The 17,830-nt window shown below is 68.9% G+C and carries 12 protein-coding genes; 10 read left to right on the top strand and 2 right to left on the bottom strand.

The window, feature by feature from the left end; translation table 11 throughout:
- The first annotated feature begins 65 nt into the window (after positions 1-65).
- The 9 genes from L2Z93_RS17945 (at position 66) to L2Z93_RS17985 (ending at position 13,037) form a co-directional block, all read left to right on the top strand.
- On the top strand, positions 66-1,526 hold the full coding sequence (locus tag L2Z93_RS17945; RefSeq protein WP_128111785.1) for a PPE family protein: 1,461 nt from the start codon (positions 66-68) through the stop codon (positions 1,524-1,526).
- 24 nt (positions 1,527-1,550) lie between these two features.
- Entirely contained in the window at positions 1,551-2,420 is an 870-nt protein-coding gene (gene scoE / locus L2Z93_RS17950; RefSeq protein ID WP_090588780.1) for a (3R)-3-[(carboxymethyl)amino]fatty acid oxygenase/decarboxylase, read from the top strand.
- Positions 2,417-2,971: an FcoT family thioesterase gene (locus tag L2Z93_RS17955; RefSeq protein WP_370745820.1), complete on the top strand. Its 555-nt coding sequence runs from the start codon at positions 2,417-2,419 to the stop codon at positions 2,969-2,971. Before scoE ends, L2Z93_RS17955 begins: the two co-directional genes overlap by 4 nt.
- A 52-nt stretch (positions 2,972-3,023) precedes the next feature.
- Positions 3,024-4,535 (top strand): fatty acid--CoA ligase FadD10, encoded by a 1,512-nt coding sequence (gene fadD10, locus L2Z93_RS17960; RefSeq protein WP_370745822.1) that lies wholly within the window; start codon positions 3,024-3,026, stop codon positions 4,533-4,535.
- Positions 4,513-4,761 (top strand): acyl carrier protein, encoded by a 249-nt coding sequence (locus tag L2Z93_RS17965; protein ID WP_090588782.1) that lies wholly within the window; start codon positions 4,513-4,515, stop codon positions 4,759-4,761. The genes fadD10 and L2Z93_RS17965 overlap by 23 nt, the downstream gene beginning before the upstream one ends.
- The gene (locus L2Z93_RS17970; protein WP_162561901.1) at positions 4,758-8,885 is read left to right on the top strand and encodes an AMP-binding protein; all 4,128 of its coding nucleotides are present in this window, start codon (positions 4,758-4,760) and stop codon (positions 8,883-8,885) included. The genes L2Z93_RS17965 and L2Z93_RS17970 overlap by 4 nt, the downstream gene beginning before the upstream one ends.
- A gap of 51 nt (positions 8,886-8,936) precedes the next feature.
- A complete protein-coding gene (locus L2Z93_RS17975) occupies positions 8,937-9,293 on the top strand; it encodes a heavy-metal-associated domain-containing protein (protein WP_128111784.1) in 357 nt (118 codons plus the stop codon).
- A 143-nt stretch (positions 9,294-9,436) separates the two neighbouring features.
- Positions 9,437-12,265, top strand: a complete 2,829-nt coding sequence (locus tag L2Z93_RS17980) for an MMPL/RND family transporter (RefSeq protein WP_272938669.1) — start codon at positions 9,437-9,439, stop codon at positions 12,263-12,265.
- 94 nt (positions 12,266-12,359) lie between these two features.
- Positions 12,360-13,037, top strand: coding sequence for an energy-coupling factor ABC transporter permease (locus tag L2Z93_RS17985; RefSeq protein WP_090588785.1), 678 nt, complete (start codon positions 12,360-12,362; stop codon positions 13,035-13,037).
- A 43-nt stretch (positions 13,038-13,080) separates the two neighbouring features.
- Here the strand turns inward: L2Z93_RS17985 and L2Z93_RS17990 are convergent, their stop codons facing one another.
- The gene (locus L2Z93_RS17990; protein ID WP_090588786.1) at positions 13,081-14,676 is read right to left on the bottom strand and encodes a PepSY-associated TM helix domain-containing protein; all 1,596 of its coding nucleotides are present in this window, start codon (positions 14,674-14,676) and stop codon (positions 13,081-13,083) included.
- Positions 14,677-14,714: 38 nt separating this feature from the next.
- Positions 14,715-15,290 carry a DUF5134 domain-containing protein gene (locus L2Z93_RS17995; RefSeq protein ID WP_260575696.1) on the bottom strand — a complete coding sequence of 192 codons (576 nt, stop codon included), beginning with the start codon at positions 15,288-15,290 and terminating at the stop codon, positions 14,715-14,717.
- Positions 15,291-15,542: 252 nt separating this feature from the next.
- Between L2Z93_RS17995 and L2Z93_RS18000 the strand changes: the two genes are divergently transcribed.
- Positions 15,543-17,723 carry an acyl-CoA dehydrogenase family protein gene (locus tag L2Z93_RS18000; RefSeq protein WP_090588788.1) on the top strand — a complete coding sequence of 727 codons (2,181 nt, stop codon included), beginning with the start codon at positions 15,543-15,545 and terminating at the stop codon, positions 17,721-17,723.
- Positions 17,724-17,830 lie beyond the last annotated feature (107 nt).

Raw genomic sequence — 17,830 nt, forward strand, 5'->3', positions numbered from 1 at the left:
ACACCTCCTGCGTCCGACTACTACGGGACGCAACTACTACACGCGGTAGGGGAAGGAGGCCGGCTTTGTCCGCCCCCATCTGGATGGCCTCACCGCCGGAGGTTCATTCGGCGATGCTCAGCGGCGGCCCCGGTCCGGCGTCGCTGCTGGCCGCCGCCGCCCAGTGGGCCGGCCTGAGCGCGGAATACAGCGCCGCCGCCGCCGAACTCGCAGCGATCCTCGCCGCGGTGTCGTCCGCCGCCTGGCAGGGCCCGAGTGCGGCCGGCTACCTCGCGGCGCATGTCCCCTATCTGGCCTGGCTGGAGCAGGCCTCGGCCGACAGCGCGGTCACCGCGGCGCAGCTGGAGACCTCCTCCGCCGCCTACACCGCAGCCCTGGCGACCATGCCGACGCTGGTCGAACTGGCCGCCAACCACACCGTCCACGGCGTGCTGCTGGCCACCAATTTTCTCGGCATCAACACGATTCCCATCGCGGTCAACGAAGCCGACTACGCCCGCATGTGGGTCCAGGCCGCCACCACCATGTCCACCTATCAAGCCGTGACGACAGCCTCCACAGCCGCGACGCCCTCGACGACTACGGCGCCGACCATTCTCAAGGCCGAGAACTCAAGCTCCCAGGATCTGTGGTCGCAAATCGAACAGTTCGCGCAGAACATCGGCGATTTCATCGCCGACCCGTACGGCCACTTCCTGAACTATTTCGAGAGCCTCGGCCTTGATCCCACGACCGCCGTCATTCTGGCGGGCATCGCGCTGCTGCTCTACGACGTGCTGTGGTATCCCTACTACGCGTCGTATTCGCTGCTGCTGCTGCCGTTCTTCGCTCCGGCGCTCAGCGCGCTGAGCGCCCTGGGCGCCCTGGGGCTGCTGATGAGGGCGCCGGCGCCGCAGATCCCCGCCGAGGCGCCCGGCCACGACGGCGGCCGAACCACCGCCGAACAGAATCCGCCGAGCGGGGTGCTTCTGAGCCCGCCGCCCACCGCGACCGCCGGCGCGTCCACCGCCGCGCCTGCGCCCAGCCCGTCGGCGGCCCCAGCCGCCTCGACCGCCGCCCCGGCCCCCACCCTGCTGTACGCCGTCCACACCTTCGACCCCCCGCGTGAATCCTTCGGGCCGACCACGCAGGCGCGCGGCGCAAACCCCCTGCCCGCCGAAATCGCCGCGGTGGCCGCGGCCAGCGCCGCGTCACGGGCCCAGCAGCGCGCACGCAGGCGAAGGCCCCAGCACGCCGATCTCAAAGGCCCTCGGTACGAGTACGCCGACCTCGACAGCGCCGAGGACACCCCAACTTCGGAGCCCGAAACGTCCTCGACATCGGCCGCCGCCAGCAGCCAGGGCGCCGTGCGCGCTGGGCGATCAGGGGCGCTGCCCCCAGCGCCCGCGGAGCGCCTCGACGCCGATTCGACCGGGTGGGCGCGAATGCCGGCGGCCAAGCAAGCCCCACTACTGCCGTCGAGCTGGACCGCCGCCCCGGAAACCACCGGGAACCCCGCCGGCCCGGCGGACGACCTAGCACCGTAAGACCCCGAAGGAAGGTTCGCGAATATGTCATTGAACGTCAAAGGCGAAGGCATCGGAGCCTCAGTCACCGGGCTCGACCCGGCGCGCTTCGGCGAGATCGACCGGGACGAACTTCGCGACCTCGTCTACGCCAACAAGCTGATCGTCCTCAAAGACGTCCACCCCACCCCGGAGCAATTCCTGCGGCTGGGGCGAGTCCTCGGCGAGGTGGTGACCTATTACGAGCCGATCTACCACCACAAGGACTTCCCAGAAATCTTCGTCTCGTCCACCGAACAGGGCCAGGGTGTTCCCAAGACCGGCGCTTTCTGGCACATCGACTATATGTTCATGCCGGAGCCGTTCGCGTTCACCATGGTGGTCCCGCTCACGGTCCCCGGCGCCGACCGCGGCACATACTTCATCGATCTGAACAGGGTCTGGGAATCATTGCCCGAGTCGCAGCGGGCGCTCGCCCGCGGCACGTTCGCCACCCATGACCCGAGGCGGCACATCAAGATCCGGCCCGACGACGTCTTCCGGCCGATCGGCGAGGTGTGGGACGAGATCACCCGGACCACCCCGCCCATCACGTGGCCGACGGTGATCCGGCACCCCAAGACCGGCCAGGAGATCCTCTACATCTGCGCATCCGGCACCAACAAGATCGAGGACGCCGAGGGCAATGCGCTGGATCCGGCCATTCTGGACGGCCTGATGGGGGCGACCGGCCAGCTCGACCCCGAGTTCAACTCGCCGTTCATCCACACCCAGCACTACGAGGTGGGCGACATCGTGGTGTGGGACAACCGGGTGTTGATGCACCGCGCCAAGCACGGCGCCTCCTCGGGAACCCTCACCACGCACCGGCTGACCATGCTGGACGGGCTCGAGACCCCCGGGTACCCCGCGTGAGCGCCGCCGCGCCCAGCCCCGTCGCACAGGCCCAGATCGACACAACCGACCTGGAGCCGATCAGCGACGACCTGCTGGAACGGGTCCTCGAGCCGTACACCCACAAGGGCTGCCGCTACCTGCTCGACGCTCAGTACCGGGCCACCGAGACATCGGTGTTCTCGGTGGGCCGGTTCACCATCTCCGACTCCGCCTACATCCGGTCCACCGGGCATTTCAACGCCGCCGAGCTGACGATCTGCTTCAACCAGATCGCCTACAGCGCCTTCGCGCCCGCGGTGGTCCGTGGCGAAATCCCCGAACTGCGGGGGTGGTCGATCGAGGACTACTTCAACTACCAGCTTCCCAGCATGCTCATCAAGAACTTCTCCGGGCGATTCAAACGGCCCATCAACGCGAGCCAGTTCTGGGCCCGGCTGCTGTGCAAGGACTTCGAGGTGGTCGCACGCACCTGGCGCTACCTGAAAGTCCCCTGCGAAATCGAATTCTGGGACCAGAGCGGCGGATTCGCGTGCGCCGAAGTCGAACTGGCCGCGCTCAACATTCCCTAGCCCATCCCCGTCCGAGAAGGAGCAACCGCCACCGATGGCACAGAGCTCAGCGGTGTGGCGGCGAATCGCCGCAGAAGCCGCCAACCACCCCGATGATGTCGCGTTGCGGCGCTGCGATCACTCCGGCACCGTGCGGTATGGCCAGTTGGACTCTCAAACCGGCCGGATCGCAGCGGATTTCGCGGCCGCCTCGATCGGCCGGAGAGACCGGGTGCTCATTGTCTCCGACAACGGGCCGCAGACCTACCTGGGCGTGCTGGCCTGCGCCCGCACCGGTGTGATCGCGGTGATGGCCGACGGAGCTCTGCCGCCGGCCACCATCGCGCGATTCGCCGAGATCACCACTCCGTCGGCGGTGGCGATCGCCCCCGGCGCCAGACTCCGCGCCGCGGATCTTCCAGACAGTCTGCGCGGACTGCCGCTGATCGATATCGGAATCGGCTCCGGGCCAGCCGATTCGGCTCGCGTCGCGGGAAGCGAGGATCTTCCCGACAGCGCAGCCGACGATCCACTGGCCATGATCTTCACCAGCGGCACAACCGGAGAGCCCAAGGCGGTCCTGCTCCCCAACCGGACCTTCTACGCCATCGCGGACATCCTGGCGGCCGAGCGGCTGAGCTGGGTCGATTGGGAGCCCGGGGAAACGACCTATTCCCCGCTGCCGGCCACCCACATCGGCGGACTCTGGTGGATTTTGAACTGTCTGATGCACGGCAGCGTCTGCGTCACCGGCGGTGAGGACACCACCTCGCTGCTGGAGATCCTCGAACGGCATCAGGTTGCCACCGCGTGCCTGGTGCCCACCCTGATCACCCGCCTGGTCGCCGAGCAGAAGGCCACCGGCGCGGACCTGCCGCAATCACTGCGGCTGCTCGGATACGGCGGCTCACGGGCAGTCGCCTCGGACATCGACCAGGTGGAAACCGCGGGTGTCCGCACGGCCCAGGTCTACGGCCTGAGCGAAACCGGTTGCACCGCACTGTGTCTGCCCACCGGAGATGGATCGATCGACCGAATCGCGGCGAGCGCCGTTGGCCGGCCCTATCCGGGCGTGCAGACACGGCTGGACTCGGCTGGGACACTCTGGGTCAACTCACCGGCGAACATGCTGGGATACTGGGACAATCCGGAAAAGACCGCCGAAGTGCTGGTCGACGGCTGGGTGAACACCGGAGACCTGCTCGAACAACACGACGATGGCTACTTCTACATCCGTGGCCGCGCGTCGGAGATGATCATCTCCGGTGGGGTCAACGTGGCGCCCGACGAGGTCGATCGGATCGCCGAGAGAGTTCCCGGGGTGCGTCAGGCCGCCTGCTTCGAGATTCCGGATCCGGAGTTCGGAGCGCTGATCGGGCTGGCGGTGGTTCCGACCGCCGAACTCGACGCCAAGCAGATCCGCCGACTCAAACAGGCCATCGCCGCGCGGTTCCGGCAGGAATCCGAGCCCATGGCGCGGCCGGCGCGGATCTGCGCCGTCACCGAGATTCCCCGCACGGCTTCGGGCAAGGTGATCCGGGCCGAGTTGGCCGCGGCGGCGGATGGGGCGCCGACGGGTGGCTAAGAATCAACGCGAGCGCATCATGGCCGCCCTCGCCGACGTGCTCTACGTCGACGAGACGGATTTCGCCGATGGCGACGACACCGACCTACGCGACCTCGGGCTGGACTCGGTGCGTTTCGTGCTGTTGATGAAACGTCTCGGCGTGGACCGCGAATCTGAGCTTCCGCGGCGGCTGGCCGACCATCTGACGGTGGCCGGCTGGGTCCGCGAACTGGAGCGCCGGTGACCCGTGTTGCGCTGAGCCGGTCCCAGCGAAATATCTACAACGGCGTGCTACAGGACGGCGATCCGCGGTTGTACCTGATCGGCCGCCGCTACCGTTTCCGCCCCGTCGGGGTTGCTGCCGTGCTCTCGGCGCTGAAAGCAACGATCCGCGCGAACCCGATCCACCTGTGCGTGCTGGAACCCAACGGCGACGACTATCCCGCGCTGCGGCGCAAACTCCGCGCGGAGGACCTCGTCGAGGTCTGCGCCGACGGCGCCGAGTGCGCCGCCGCCGCGGATCTGTGCGCGGCCTGGGAAACCGGCCTGGCCGGAGCGCCGCTGGTCCGCTATATCATCCGAACGAGCCGCGACGGCGCGGTGTGCGGCCTGGACGCCTATTGCCACCACATCCTGCTCGACGGCGGGGGCACCGGCGTCGTCGAAGAACACCTCGGTCGAGCGCTGGCCGGTGACACCGACTTCGCCTCCACCGCCGAGGGGTTCAGCGCGCTGCAGGAGGCGCACCGGCACGAGGCGGACCGTATCGACGAGGCGCTGGAGCGGCTGGCCGCGGTGACCGCGCGCGAGTTGGCGGCCGACGCGCGAGCCGACGTTGTTCCCGCCGGACAGACACCCGGCCATGCCTCGCGCGGGGTGCTGACCGAGGTGGCCACCGTCGACGGCGCCGATTATGAGGCGTTGCAGGCGCTGGCCGACGAGCGCGAAGTCCCATTGAACGTGCTGGTCGCTGCGGCGGCGGTGGCGGTCGACGCGGGTGCGCGGTCGGGCACCGACATCCTCGTGGTGCACGCCATCGACAACCGATTCGGCGAGGCGGCGCTGGACGTCGCCTCCTGCTTGGTCAACTCGATCGCCCAGAAGGTCCGGTTTGCGCCGTTCGACTCCGTCGGCGACGTGGTTTCGGGAATGGACCGCGGCTACGTCAAAGCGCTGCGGCGGCGATGGTTGCGCGAGGAGCGGTACCGCCGGATGTATCTGGCGATCAACCGGACCACCGGCGTCGAGGCGCTGACACTGAATTTCCTGGCCGCGCCGTGCGCGCCGGCGCTGCGCCCGCATTTGACCGAACCGCCGGCGACCACCGATATCGGCCCGATCGAAAGCCTGACCGTCGCCGCCGTCGTCGACGACGTCGAGCGCCGGCTGCAGATCACAATCTGGAACCGGGAGGACGCGCCGGCGACGACGCACCGCGGGGTCGGCGAACGGATCGCCGGAGCGCTGGGCTCCTTCGCCACCGGCTGGGAACGCCCAGTCGCCGCGACCGTCGGGCAGTGGCAGGTGCTGACCGACGGCGGGACCCTGGCCGACGGAGAGCAGGCCGCCCCGGCGCCGGGGACGGCCCCGGCATGGTTCGCCGATCCGATGCGCCCGGCCGCATTGGACCTCTCCCGGCTGCGACCCTGGCTGGCCTGGCTGGAGGCCGCGCAGACCGCGCCCGGCGAAGTGCTGGTGCTCACCGACGACAACACCGACCGGACCGTGGACCTGCTGCTGGCGTGTCACCTCGCCGGCTGCGCGTACAGCCCGTGCGACACCGCCGAGCAGGCGGCGGCACGCGCCCGGCGGATCGCGGAGTCCGGTTTCGCGGCCCGCGTGGTGCACCCCGCGGCCGTGTCGTTGCGGCTCGACGTCGACGACGCCACGGCCGGCCGGGTCGCCGCGCGGCTCGCGGCGGTCGCCGCCGACCCCGAGCTGAGCCGGCGGACCGCCTACGTCATGCCGACCTCGGGATCCACCGGCGAACCGAAGCTGGTGCGGATCAGCCACGGCGCGCTGGCCGGGTTCTGCGACGGGATCGGGGCCGCCTACGGCTGGGGGCCGTCGGACACGGTGCTGCAGTGCGCGCCGTTGACCTCCGACATCAGCGTCGAGGAGATCTTCGGGGCGGTGTCCGCCGGCGCCCGGCTGCGCCGGTCCACCGCCACCCGTTCCGGCGATCTCCAGGCCCTGTGCCGCGACCTGCTGTCCACCCGGGCGACCGTGGCGGACCTGCCGACAGCACTGTGGCACCTGCTGTGCGACGACCCGGACGCGATCGCGAGCCTGGGCGGCACTGCGCTGCGCCAGCTGGTCATAGGCGGTGAGCCGGTTCGCAGCAGCGCCGTCGACAATTGGTGCAAATCTCCTGCCACCGCGGCGATTTCGCTGATCTCCACCTACGGTCCCACCGAGACGACGGTGATCGCCAGCTATCTTCCGCTGCCGCCCGGACATGACCCCGGCGTGCGCTCACGGCTGGGCCGCCCGCTGGTCGCAAACACCGTCCACATCGCCTTCGGCGAGGTCGTCATCATCGGCGAGCTGGTCGCCGCCGGGTATCTCGGCGCCGACGCTGAGGCGTTCGGCGCCGTCGTGGCCGCCGACGGAACCCGGTGGCGCGCCTACGCCACCGGCGACCGGGTGGCCGTCGCCGACGGCCACCCGGTGTTCCGCGGGCGCCGGGACGCGCTGGTGAAGATATCCGGGCGCCGGATCGACACCGCCGACATCAGCCGGCGCATCGGCGCCGACACCGAAATCACCGATCTCGCGGTGGAGGTCGCCGACGGCGCCCTGGGCGTGTGGTTCAGCACCCATCGCAGTCGCGCCGAGGGCGCGGATCCGGCCACCGCCGCCCGGGTCCGGGCGGTCCTGGCCGCGGCGGGGGTGCCCTCGTACTTCGTGGCCGGCATCGCCGCCATCCCCCGAAAGCTCGGTGGGAAGGTGGACCGGACCGCGTTGCCGGAACCGACCGGCGGCAGCGCGGCGGGGGACGGCGAAGCCGAACGGCTCGCGGGCGCACTGGCCGACCTATGGGGCGCCGCGCTCGGCAGGCCGATCGGCGTCGGATCTTCGCTGCTCGACGAAGGTGTCGGCTCGCTGGACCTGATCAAGATCCTGCCCCCCACCCGGCAGCTCCTCGGCTGGCAGCTGTCCATCTTCGATCTGATCAGCGCCGACACCGCGGCCAACCTCGCCGAGGCCACGCCGAACAACGCGACCACCATGCCACAGGAGACCGTCGCCGAGGTTGACGCCGACATGCGGGCCGTCGAGCGGCGGCGCGCGCTGCCGCGCGTCGCCGCCGAACCGGCGCTCACCCGATCCGACACGATCGTGGTGCTCGGCGCGTCGGGCACCCTGGGACGCGGCTTCGCCGAGGCTGTGCTGGACGCACGCCGAAGCGGCGCCACGCACCCGGAGGTGGTGCTGGCGATGCGCTCGGCGCTGCCCGACGGAGATCCCTGGTCGGCGCTGGCGAGCGCCCCCGGAGTGCGGCTGGAGCGGATGCCGCAGGGTTTCGGCCCGGCGCAGATCGACGCGCTGCTGCGCGACACCGGCGCGGCCGCCCTGGTCAATTGCATCGGCAGCGCCGACATGCTGGCCCCGTACGCCGACCTGCGTCCGGCCAATCTGGACATCGTCCCCATCACCATCGACGCCTGCCTGCGCCGGTCGGTGAGCCTGGTGCACCTGTCCACTTCGGTGCTGGTCGACGATGTCTGCGCGGCGCGCGTCGTGGATCCCCGCCAGGCCCCCTATCCGTACGCGGCGGTCAAGGCGGTGGCCGAGTTGGCGATGGCCGACGCCCCCGAGGATCTCGACTTCACCATGGTGCGGCTGCCCCGAGTGCTCGGCGAGCCCGCCCAGCTGGCCGAGTCGAACGACATCCTGGTGTCGATTGTCGACGCCTGCGCCGCGCTCGGGGCCCGGCCGCTGCTGTCGGCACGGGAAGAGGTGACGACCGGGCGGGCTGCGGCGCAGGCGATCTTGAGCCGATTGGCCGACGGGGACACCCTGCCTCGGCTGGGCCGCGACATCACCGCTCTGCGCGGCACGGTGGTCGACTACCGCGAGTTCCTGGCCGGTTTCGCCGATCGGGCGATGGACGCCGCCGAGTGGAAACACCGCCTGGACACCAGTTCGTGGGCGCGCCGCCACCCGCAGCGCTGGTCCATCATCGATGGCTGGCTGTCCCTGGGCGCGCTGCTCGGCGGCCGCACCTACGCCGAGTTCCTGGCCCAGCGTCCCGCGGTCGAACTCGACATCCGGTCGGTCACCGAGCTCCAAGCGCCCCCCGGCCCGCTGCGGGAGCTGCTGGGGACAGTCGCGCCGCAGAACTCGGGAACTTTCCCGTCGTGACCGACGACTGAGAACTCGGGAAACACCGGTGTTTTGAGAAGGGACAGCGCCTTGACCGAGTTGGCAGCTCCGCAGGATGAAATGGCCAGCCGCCGCATCGAATTGGATGTGACCGGCATGACGTGCGTGATGTGCGCACGACGCCTGGAGAAAGCCCTGAACAGGATTGGCGGCGTGCGCGCCACGGTCAAGATCGCCACCAAGATCGCCTCCGTCGACGCCGCGCCGGGCGTCACCGTCGAACAGCTGCGCCAGGCGGTGGAGCGCGCCGGATACCAGGCCGCCGAGCGGATCGAAATCACCTCGCCCATCGCCGATCCCGACGACGCAGATCGGAGAGGCCCCCTGCGCGCGTTGCTTCGGTGGATGTCCAGGACGGTTGCGATTGTCACAGGATGGACCAGATGACAGTGAAATATGATAAACGTCAACACTTTTCGGCGGTTCGCCGCCGCGCCCAGCGCGTTCTGCCAAGCTCCAGGAACTCCGACTGACACGCCGATGAGCGGTCCGGCAGACACCCCGTGACCGTAGGACTCCGACAGTCGCCTTTGCCGCGTCAGCGATCCGGCGCCTCCCGGTGGATCCGCCGGTTCGCCGTCCCCGTCATCGTCGCCTGGGTCGCGTTCGTCGCCGCGGTCAGCATCGTCATTCCGCCGTTGGAAGCCGTCGGACAGATGCGGGCGGTGTCGATGAACCCCTCTTACGCGCCGTCGGTCACCGCCATGAAGCGGATCGGCGAAGTGTTCGGGGAATTCCGCTCCGACAGTTCGGTGACCATCGTGGTGGAGGGCCATCAGCCGCTGGACGCCGAGGCCCACGATTTCTATGAATCGGTGGTCCGGCAGCTCAACGCCGACCACGACCACATCGAGTTCGTCCAGGATCTGTGGAGCGACCCGCTGACCGCGGCGGGCGTGCAGAGCGAGGACGGTATGGCCGCCTACGTTCAGGTGTACCTGGTCGGCAACCAGGGCGAGCCGCTGGCGAACGAGTCGGTGCGCGCCGTGCAGGAGATCGTCTCGGGCACCCTGGCGCCGCCCGGGGTGCAGGCTTTTGTCACCGGCCCGGCGGCGTTGGCCGCCGATGAGCTGGAGGCCGGCGACCGCAGCGCAGCGATCATCGTCATCCTCACCTTCGTGGTGATCACGACCATGCTGGTGTTGGTCTACCGGTCGATCGGAACGGTCCTCATCGTGTTGGCCATGGTGCTGCTGACGTTGCAGGCCGCCCGGGGCGTGGTGGCGCTGCTGGCCTATCACCACGTGTTCGGCCTGACCACCTTTGTCACCAATCTGCTGGTGACCCTGACGATCGCCGCGGCCACCGACTACGCCATTTTCCTGGTGGGCCGCTACCAGGAAGCCCGGACCGCAGGCCAGGATCCAGAAACCGCGTACAACATCATGTTTCGCGGCACGACGCACGTCATCATCGCCTCCGGGTCGACCATCGCCGGGGCCACCCTCTGCCTGCATTTCACCCGGCTGCCCTACTTCCAGACGCTCGGCGTCCCGTTGGCGGCCGGCATGGTTGTCGCGGTTTGCGCGGCGGTGACGCTGGGTCCGGCCACCGTCGCGGTGGCCACCCGGTTCGGCCGGCTGGAACCCCGCCGCGCCATGCGGATCCGCGGTTGGCGCAAAGTCGGCGCGCTGGTCGTGCGCTGGCCGGCGCCGGTGCTGCTTGCCACGGTGGCCGTCTCGCTGATCGGGCTGCTGACGTTGTCGGGTTACCGCACCAACTACAACGAGCGCAACTACGTTCCGGACACGCTGCCGGCGATGGCCGGCGACGCCGCCGCGGAGCGGCATTTCTCCGCAGCCCGGATGAACCAGGAATTCCTGCTCGTCGAAGCCGATCGGGATGTCCGCAATCCCGCGGATTTCCTGGTGCTGGACAAGATCGCGAAAGCGGTGGCGCGGCTGCCCGGCATCAGCCGCGTTCAAGCGATCACCCGCCCCGACGGCAAACCGCTGAAGTTCAGCACTCTGCCGGCGCAGCTGAGCATGACAGGGGCCCCGCAAGCGCTCAATGAAGCCCACCTGCGGCGCCTGACCGGCGGGGCGCAACAGCAGATCGAAGACGTCACCGCCACCATCGACACTCTGACGCGCATGCAGGCGCTGATCGCCCAGACCGCCGAGGTCACCCACAGCATGGTCGCCAAGACCCACCAGATGGTGAGCGATGTTGCGGCGCTGCGCGACCACCTCGGTGACTTCGATGATTTCGTCCGGCCGCTGCGCAACTATCTGTATTGGGAGCCGCACTGCTACAACATCCCCGCATGCTGGTCGATGCGTTCGGTGTTCGACGCGCTCGACGGCGCGGACACCCTGAGCACCGATGCGCAGGCGCTGCTGGCGGAGCTGGACCGGTTCGACGAACTGACCCCGGCGCTGCTGGGGCAATTGCCAGGCCAGATCGAGACGCTGCGGAACACCAGAAACCTGCTGTCGCAAAGCACCTCGACGCAGCAGGGCGTGCAGGACCACGGCGACGCGATGGCCCGGGGCCAGACCGCGATGGGCCGGGCTTTCAACGACGCGAACAATGACGACACCTTCTACCTGCCGCCGGAGACCTTCGACAACCCGGATTTCGCGAAGGGCATGAGAAACTTTGTCTCCCCGGACGGCCACGCGATCCGGTTCATCGTCACCCACGACGGCGATCCGCTGACCGCCGAAGGCATTGAGCGCATTGAGCGCGTCAAACTGGCGGCGAGAGAAGCGATGAAGGGCACGCCGCTGGAAGGCTCCAAGGTCAGCCTGGCCGGCACGGCGTCGGTCTTCAAGGACATGCGCGACGGAAACGTCTATGACCTGTGGGTCGCCGGATTGTCGGCGATGAGCCTGATCTTCATCATCATGCTGGTCATCACCCGCAGCCTGGTCGCGGCCGCGGTGATCGTCGGCACCGTCGCACTGTCCCTCGGCGCGGCGTTCGGATTGTCGATGTTGGTGTGGCAGCACATCATTGGCCTGGATCTGCACTTCATGGTGATGGCCATGGCGCTGATCGTGCTGCTGGCGGTCGGCGCGGACTACAACCTGCTGCTGGTGTCTCGGTTCCGGGAGGAGATTCACGCGGGGCTGAAGACCGGCGCCATCCGGGCGATGGGCGGAACGGGTTCGGTGGTCACCTCGGCGGGACTGGTTTTCGCCTTCACCATGATGTCGATGGCCGTCAGCGAACTGCGGGTGGTGGCCCAGATCGGCACCACCATCGGGCTCGGGCTGCTGTTCGACACGCTGGTGATCCGGTCATTCATGACCCCGGCCATCGCCGCCCTGCTGGGACGATGGTTCTGGTGGCCGCAGGTGGTGCGGTCCCGCCCGGCCCCGTCGCCGTGGCCACGCCCACCCATCGAGCTGTGACGTGCCGAAATCACAAGTGCTCGGCTCTCAGCGTCTTTAAACGCACCCCGAGACAACCCGTCGTCGGGGACGAAACACAGAAAGGTCCGTTCCGTTGCATATCGAACCGGGGGTCGTTGAGGGCCCCAAGATCATCCTGAGCTATCTGACCGCGACCGGGGCCGGCGCCTACGCACTGTGGCTGGCTACCCAGTTGGCTAAGGAGCGCGGCGTCGGCGCCCTGGTCATGCGAGTTCTGGCGACCACCGGGTTGGTTTTCGTCTTCTTCGAAGTGTTCCCGCATTATCCGGTGGGGGTGTCCGAGGTTCACCTAATCCTCGGCTCGACACTGTTCTTGCTGTTCGGACCCGGACCAGCCGCGCTCGGCCTCGCTGGCGGACTGCTGCTGCAGGGCGTGTTCTTCGCCCCGTTCGACCTGCCCCAGTACGGCATGAACGTGACCACTTTGCTGGTGCCGTTATTCGCGCTGCAGGCGGTGGCGTCCAAGGTGATCGCACCGCGCACTCCCTACGTCGACCTGAAATACCGTCAGGTGCTTGCCCTGTCGGTGAGCTACCAGGCGGGAGTGGTCGCGTGGGTGGCGTTCTGGGCCCTCTATGGCGAGGGCTTCTCCGCGCAGACGATCCGCGACATCGCCACCTTCGGCTCGGCGTACATCGTCGTGATCCTGATCGAGCCGCTGGCCGACCTCGGGGTGCTGGCGGGCGCCAAGGCGCTACGGCAGCTGCAGAACAACCCGCTGTTGGAACACCGTTTGCACCACCCGGCGTGAACATCGGCGGTGCCGGCCCCGAAGTCAACGCGCTCGGGCGCCGTCACCGCTTGGCCGTCATCGGCGCGGCGTCGGCGTCGGCGTCGGCGTCGGCGTCGGCCAAGTGTTCGCCGATGCCACCAGCCGTCTGATCGCCCAGCGGCTTCCGGCGCTGTCGGTCGACGAGCCGGTCCACGGCGAACACCAGCAGCACAGACGCCCCGAAGGCCGGGAACAACACCCCCAGGACCACCGCCGCGGCGCCGACACCGATCACCACGCGTTTCGGGGTGGCCGCTCGGATTTTCGGGTTCAGCGGGCCGGGCAGGCCGGCGCTGCCGCTCGGGCGGCGTTTCCACCACATCAGAAACCCGGTGGCGACCATCGCCAACACGCCCAGCGCGGCCAGGGTGGCGGTGATCCTGGTGAGCACACCGAGCTGGTATCCCATGTGCATGTCGATGCCGAAGCTGGTCAGCCGGGCCAGTGCCCCGTCCTGGGCGGCGGTGGCGTTGGCGATGGTCTTCCCGCTGAACTGGTCGAGGAAGAGCGTGCGCTGCTCAGACAGCCGCTGCGGCCACGGGTTCACCACGGCGTAGCTGCCGTAGACGGTGTCGCCGTCAACCGTGCTGTCGGCTGGCGGGATGATCAGGTAACCGGGGACCATGTTCTCGCCCTTGGCGATCCGGTCGATGTCGGCCAGCGACAGTTTCGCCGCGACTGGGCCCGCCGGCGCCGAGGCGTAGACCGGGTCGTCGGTGGCGGCCCACGCGATGCGCCGGCCCAGCCGGTCGTAGTCGCCCATGGTGGCCGGGGTGGACGGAGCGTCGACGCTCAGCGAGGGCGCCACGGTGGAAGAAAAGGCCCGCCAGTTCTCGCCCCAATACCTGGTCCAGGTCAGGCCTGACAGGATCTGGCAGATCAACATGACCGACAAGACGATTCCGAGGCTGGCGTGCAGGTCCCGCCAGCGGATGCGGCCGCCTCTACCCCACCGGACACGCAGCAGCGGTTTGACGCTTTCGATGGCGCGCGGCCACCACAGATAGACGCCGGTGCACAACAGCACCAGGATCCACATCGCGGTCAGCTCAAGCCATAGGTTCGCCACTCCCACCCCAATGGTGGCGTCCGGGTAGGCCTCCGGATTAATCAGATGTCCGAAAGACGGCAGCGGGACCTGGGGTCCGTCGTTGCCGAACATGCGGTGCACCTGGTTGGCGAAACCCACCAGCCCGGAAAGCGATTCTCGCTGGCCCAGATAGGCGCCGGTGTAGGGGTCGACAAACACTTGCGTCAGTTCGCTTTCCGCCGCCGGATACTCAGGGGCGTCCGGCGCCAGAAAGTCCACCCGGGTGGAGCGGCCCGGTCCGGCCGGTGGCGCCACGCCGTCTAACGCGAAGCCCGGCCCCACGTGCTGTCGCGCAGTGGCGACCTGGTCATCCAACGGAATCGCGCCGGGCCCCTCGCTGACCAACAGCAGGCTCCGGTTGAGCGCCGCCTCGATTGGCTCGCTGTAGAGAATCACCAAACCGGAGAAAGCCAGCACCACCAGGGCTGGGGCGGCGAACACTCCCACCCAGAAGTGCAGGCGCCAGATCCGGCGGAGCACCGCGGCGTCGGCGCGCCGCGCCGAGACGGCAATCTGGGTCGTGGTCATGGGGTCCCCTCCCGTCGAGGCGGACGCGTCAGCCGCCATCACAGCATCACTTTGAACATGACCGCCATTCCGGCGGCCATCATGGCCTGGCAGATGTCATTGGCGCCGACCCGCCAGGAGGCGCCCACCCCGGCGCTTCGCCGCAGCGCCGGACGCGCGAACCACCACAGTGCCGCTACGGCGAATCCGACCGCGAAAGCCCAGTCCAGTCCGGTGATCAGCGGTGGATCCCCATGCTGTGCGCCGGTGGCCGCGGCCGCCGGTCCATGGTGCGCGGCGTGCCCGATCGCCGACGTTCCGCCGTCGGCCGGTGTCGGCGCCAAGCCGCCGCCCATCACCGCGTACATCCACGCCATCGCCAGCATCATCACGCCGTGGTACGCGTTGCGGGCCCGGTGGCCGCGATCAGCGAGGGTTCGGATCAGGAACCAGGCCGCGGCGGCGGCAAAGACCAACATCGGGCCGGTAGTCGGCAGTCCGGCTCCGGCGGGCCAGGCCATCACCGTCATGGCCACCCCCATCAGCGCATGCAGCATCAGGCTGACCCGATCAGCCCAACGATTCCGACCGGTCGCCAACTGGTGGACGCATTCGGCGGAACTGATCAGAAACATCGCGGTGACCAACCACCGCAGCCATAGTTCGTCGATCACGGGCGCGCCCGGGCGGCGGCGATCCGGGGCCAGAAGTGATGCGTTTCCACACTCGGAATGGTCGCGCACCTGACCCCGGAAGTTCCCTGGAACCCGCGACTGTCGTCCGTGGGCGCGTTCGGACACGGTCGCAACGCGATCTGTGAACGCGCAACCTGCCGCTCCGAGTAGGCTCGCTAACCAACCGGTTAATAGAGCCAATGGAAGGCCGCCATGCCCATCGCGATCGCCGAAGAACACCTCGCCCTGGCCGATTCGGTGCGCGCCCTGGTGGCGCGCACGACACCGTCGGAGGTGTTGCACGAGGCCCTGGAGAACCCGGTTCCGAACCCGCCGCCGTACTGGCGGGCGGCCGCCGAGCAGGGCCTGCAGGGTGTGCACCTGGCCGAATCGGTTGGCGGGCAGGGCTACGGAATCCTGGAGTTGGCGATCGTGCTGGCCGAGTTCGGCTACGGCGCGGTGCCCGGCCCGTTCGTCCCGTCGGCCATCGCCAGCGCGCTGATCGCCGCGCACGACCCGGATCATGCGCTGCTGGCCGAATTGGCGTCCGGCGACACCATCGCGGCCTACGCCATCGACTCCGGCCTGACCGCCACCCGCCACGACGAGGTGCTGATCATCCGCGGCGAGGTCCGCGCGGTGCCCGCCGCGGCACAGGCGTCGGTGCTGGTGCTGCCGGTCGCCATCGACAGCGGCGAGGAATGGATGGTGCTGCGCGCCGACGAACTGGAGATCGTCGAGCGCCAAAGCCTGGATCCGCTACGGCCGATCGCCGACGTGCGGGCCAACGCCGTCGAACTCGGCGACGACCGGGTGCTGAACAACCTGTCGCGGCAGCGCGCCCGCGCGCTGATGTCCACCCTGCTGTCCGCCGAAGCGGTCGGGGTTTCCCGCTGGGCCACCGACACCGCGGCCGACTACGCCAAGATCCGCGAACAGTTCGGCCGCCCGATCGGCCAGTTCCAGGCCATCAAGCACAAGTGCGCGCACATGATCGCCACCACCGAGCGGGCCACCGCCGCGGTGTGGGACGCGGCCCGGGCGCTGGATGAATCCGGTGACAGCCACTACGAGTTCGCCGCCGCGGTGGCGGCCACCCTGGCGCCGGTCGCCGCCCAGGACTGCGCGCAGGACTGCATCCAGGTGCACGGCGGCATCGGCTTCACCTGGGAGCACGACGCCAACGTGTACTACCGCCGGGCGCTGGCGCTGGCCGCGTGCTTCGGCCGCGCAGCCGAGTACCCGCAGTTGGTGGTCGACACCGCGACCAGCACCGGGATGCGCGGCATCGACATCGACCTGGATCCCGAGACCGAGGCGCTGCGGACCGAGATCCGCGCCGAGGTCGCCGCGCTCAAGGCGATCCCCAGCGGGCCGGAGCGCGACACCGCCATCGCCGAGGGCGGCTGGGTGCAGCCGCACCTGCCCACCCCGTGGGGCCGCGCCGCCACCCCCGTCGAGCAGATCATCATCGCCCAGGAATTCAGCACCGGCCGGGTGCGCCGGCCGATGATGGGCATCGCCGCCTGGCTGATCCCCTCCATCGTCGCCTACGGCACCGACGAACAGCAGCAGCGCTTCCTGCCGGTGACGTTCCGCGGCCAGATGATCTGGTGCCAGCTGTTCTCCGAGCCCGGCGCCGGCTCGGATCTGGCCAGCCTGACCACCAAGGCGGTCAAGGTCGACGGCGGCTGGCGCATCACCGGCCAGAAGATCTGGACCACCGGCGCGCAGTTCTCCGAATGGGGGGCGCTGCTGGCCCGCACCGACCCGTCGGCGCCGAAGCACCAGGGCATCACCTACTTCCTGCTGGACATGAAGAGCCCCGGTGTGGAGGTCAAGCCGCTGCGCGAGCTGACCGGCAACGCCATGTTCAACACCGTCTTCCTCGACGACGTGTTCGTGCCCGACGATCTGGTGCTCGGCGAGGTCAACCGCGGCTGGGAGGTCAGCCGCAACACCCTGACCAACGAGCGGGTGTCCATCGGCAGCAGTGAGCCGCCGTTCCTGGCGAACCTGGACCAGTTCGTGGCGTTCCTGCGCGACGGGCAGTTCGACCAGATCGAGCAGAACCACGCCGGCCGGTTGATCGCCGAGGGTCACGCCGCCAAGCTGCTGAACCTGCGCTCGACGCTGCTGACACTGGCCGGCGGGGACGCCATGCCCTCGGCGGCCATCTCCAAGCTATTGGCGATGAAAACCGGCCAGGGCTACGCCGAGTTCGCGGTGGCCTCCTTCGGCACCGACGGGATCGTCGGCGACGAATCCACCGAGCCGGGCCGCTGGGTGGGCTACCTGATGGGCAGCCGCGCGACCACGATCTACGGCGGCACCTCCGAGATCCAGCTGAACATCATCGCCGAGCGGCTGCTGGGCCTGCCCCGGGATCCGTAGGCGCCGCCCTGCCCGTCGAGTGTGCAATGTGGCAGGTTCGTCGTCTTGCGTGCGCACAGATCGCGAAATGAGCGGATTCCACGATCTGAACGCACCCACAATGCGCA

Source organism: Mycolicibacterium brumae (genome assembly GCF_025215495.1).
Taxonomy (GTDB): Bacteria; Actinomycetota; Actinomycetes; order Mycobacteriales; family Mycobacteriaceae; genus Mycobacterium; species Mycobacterium brumae.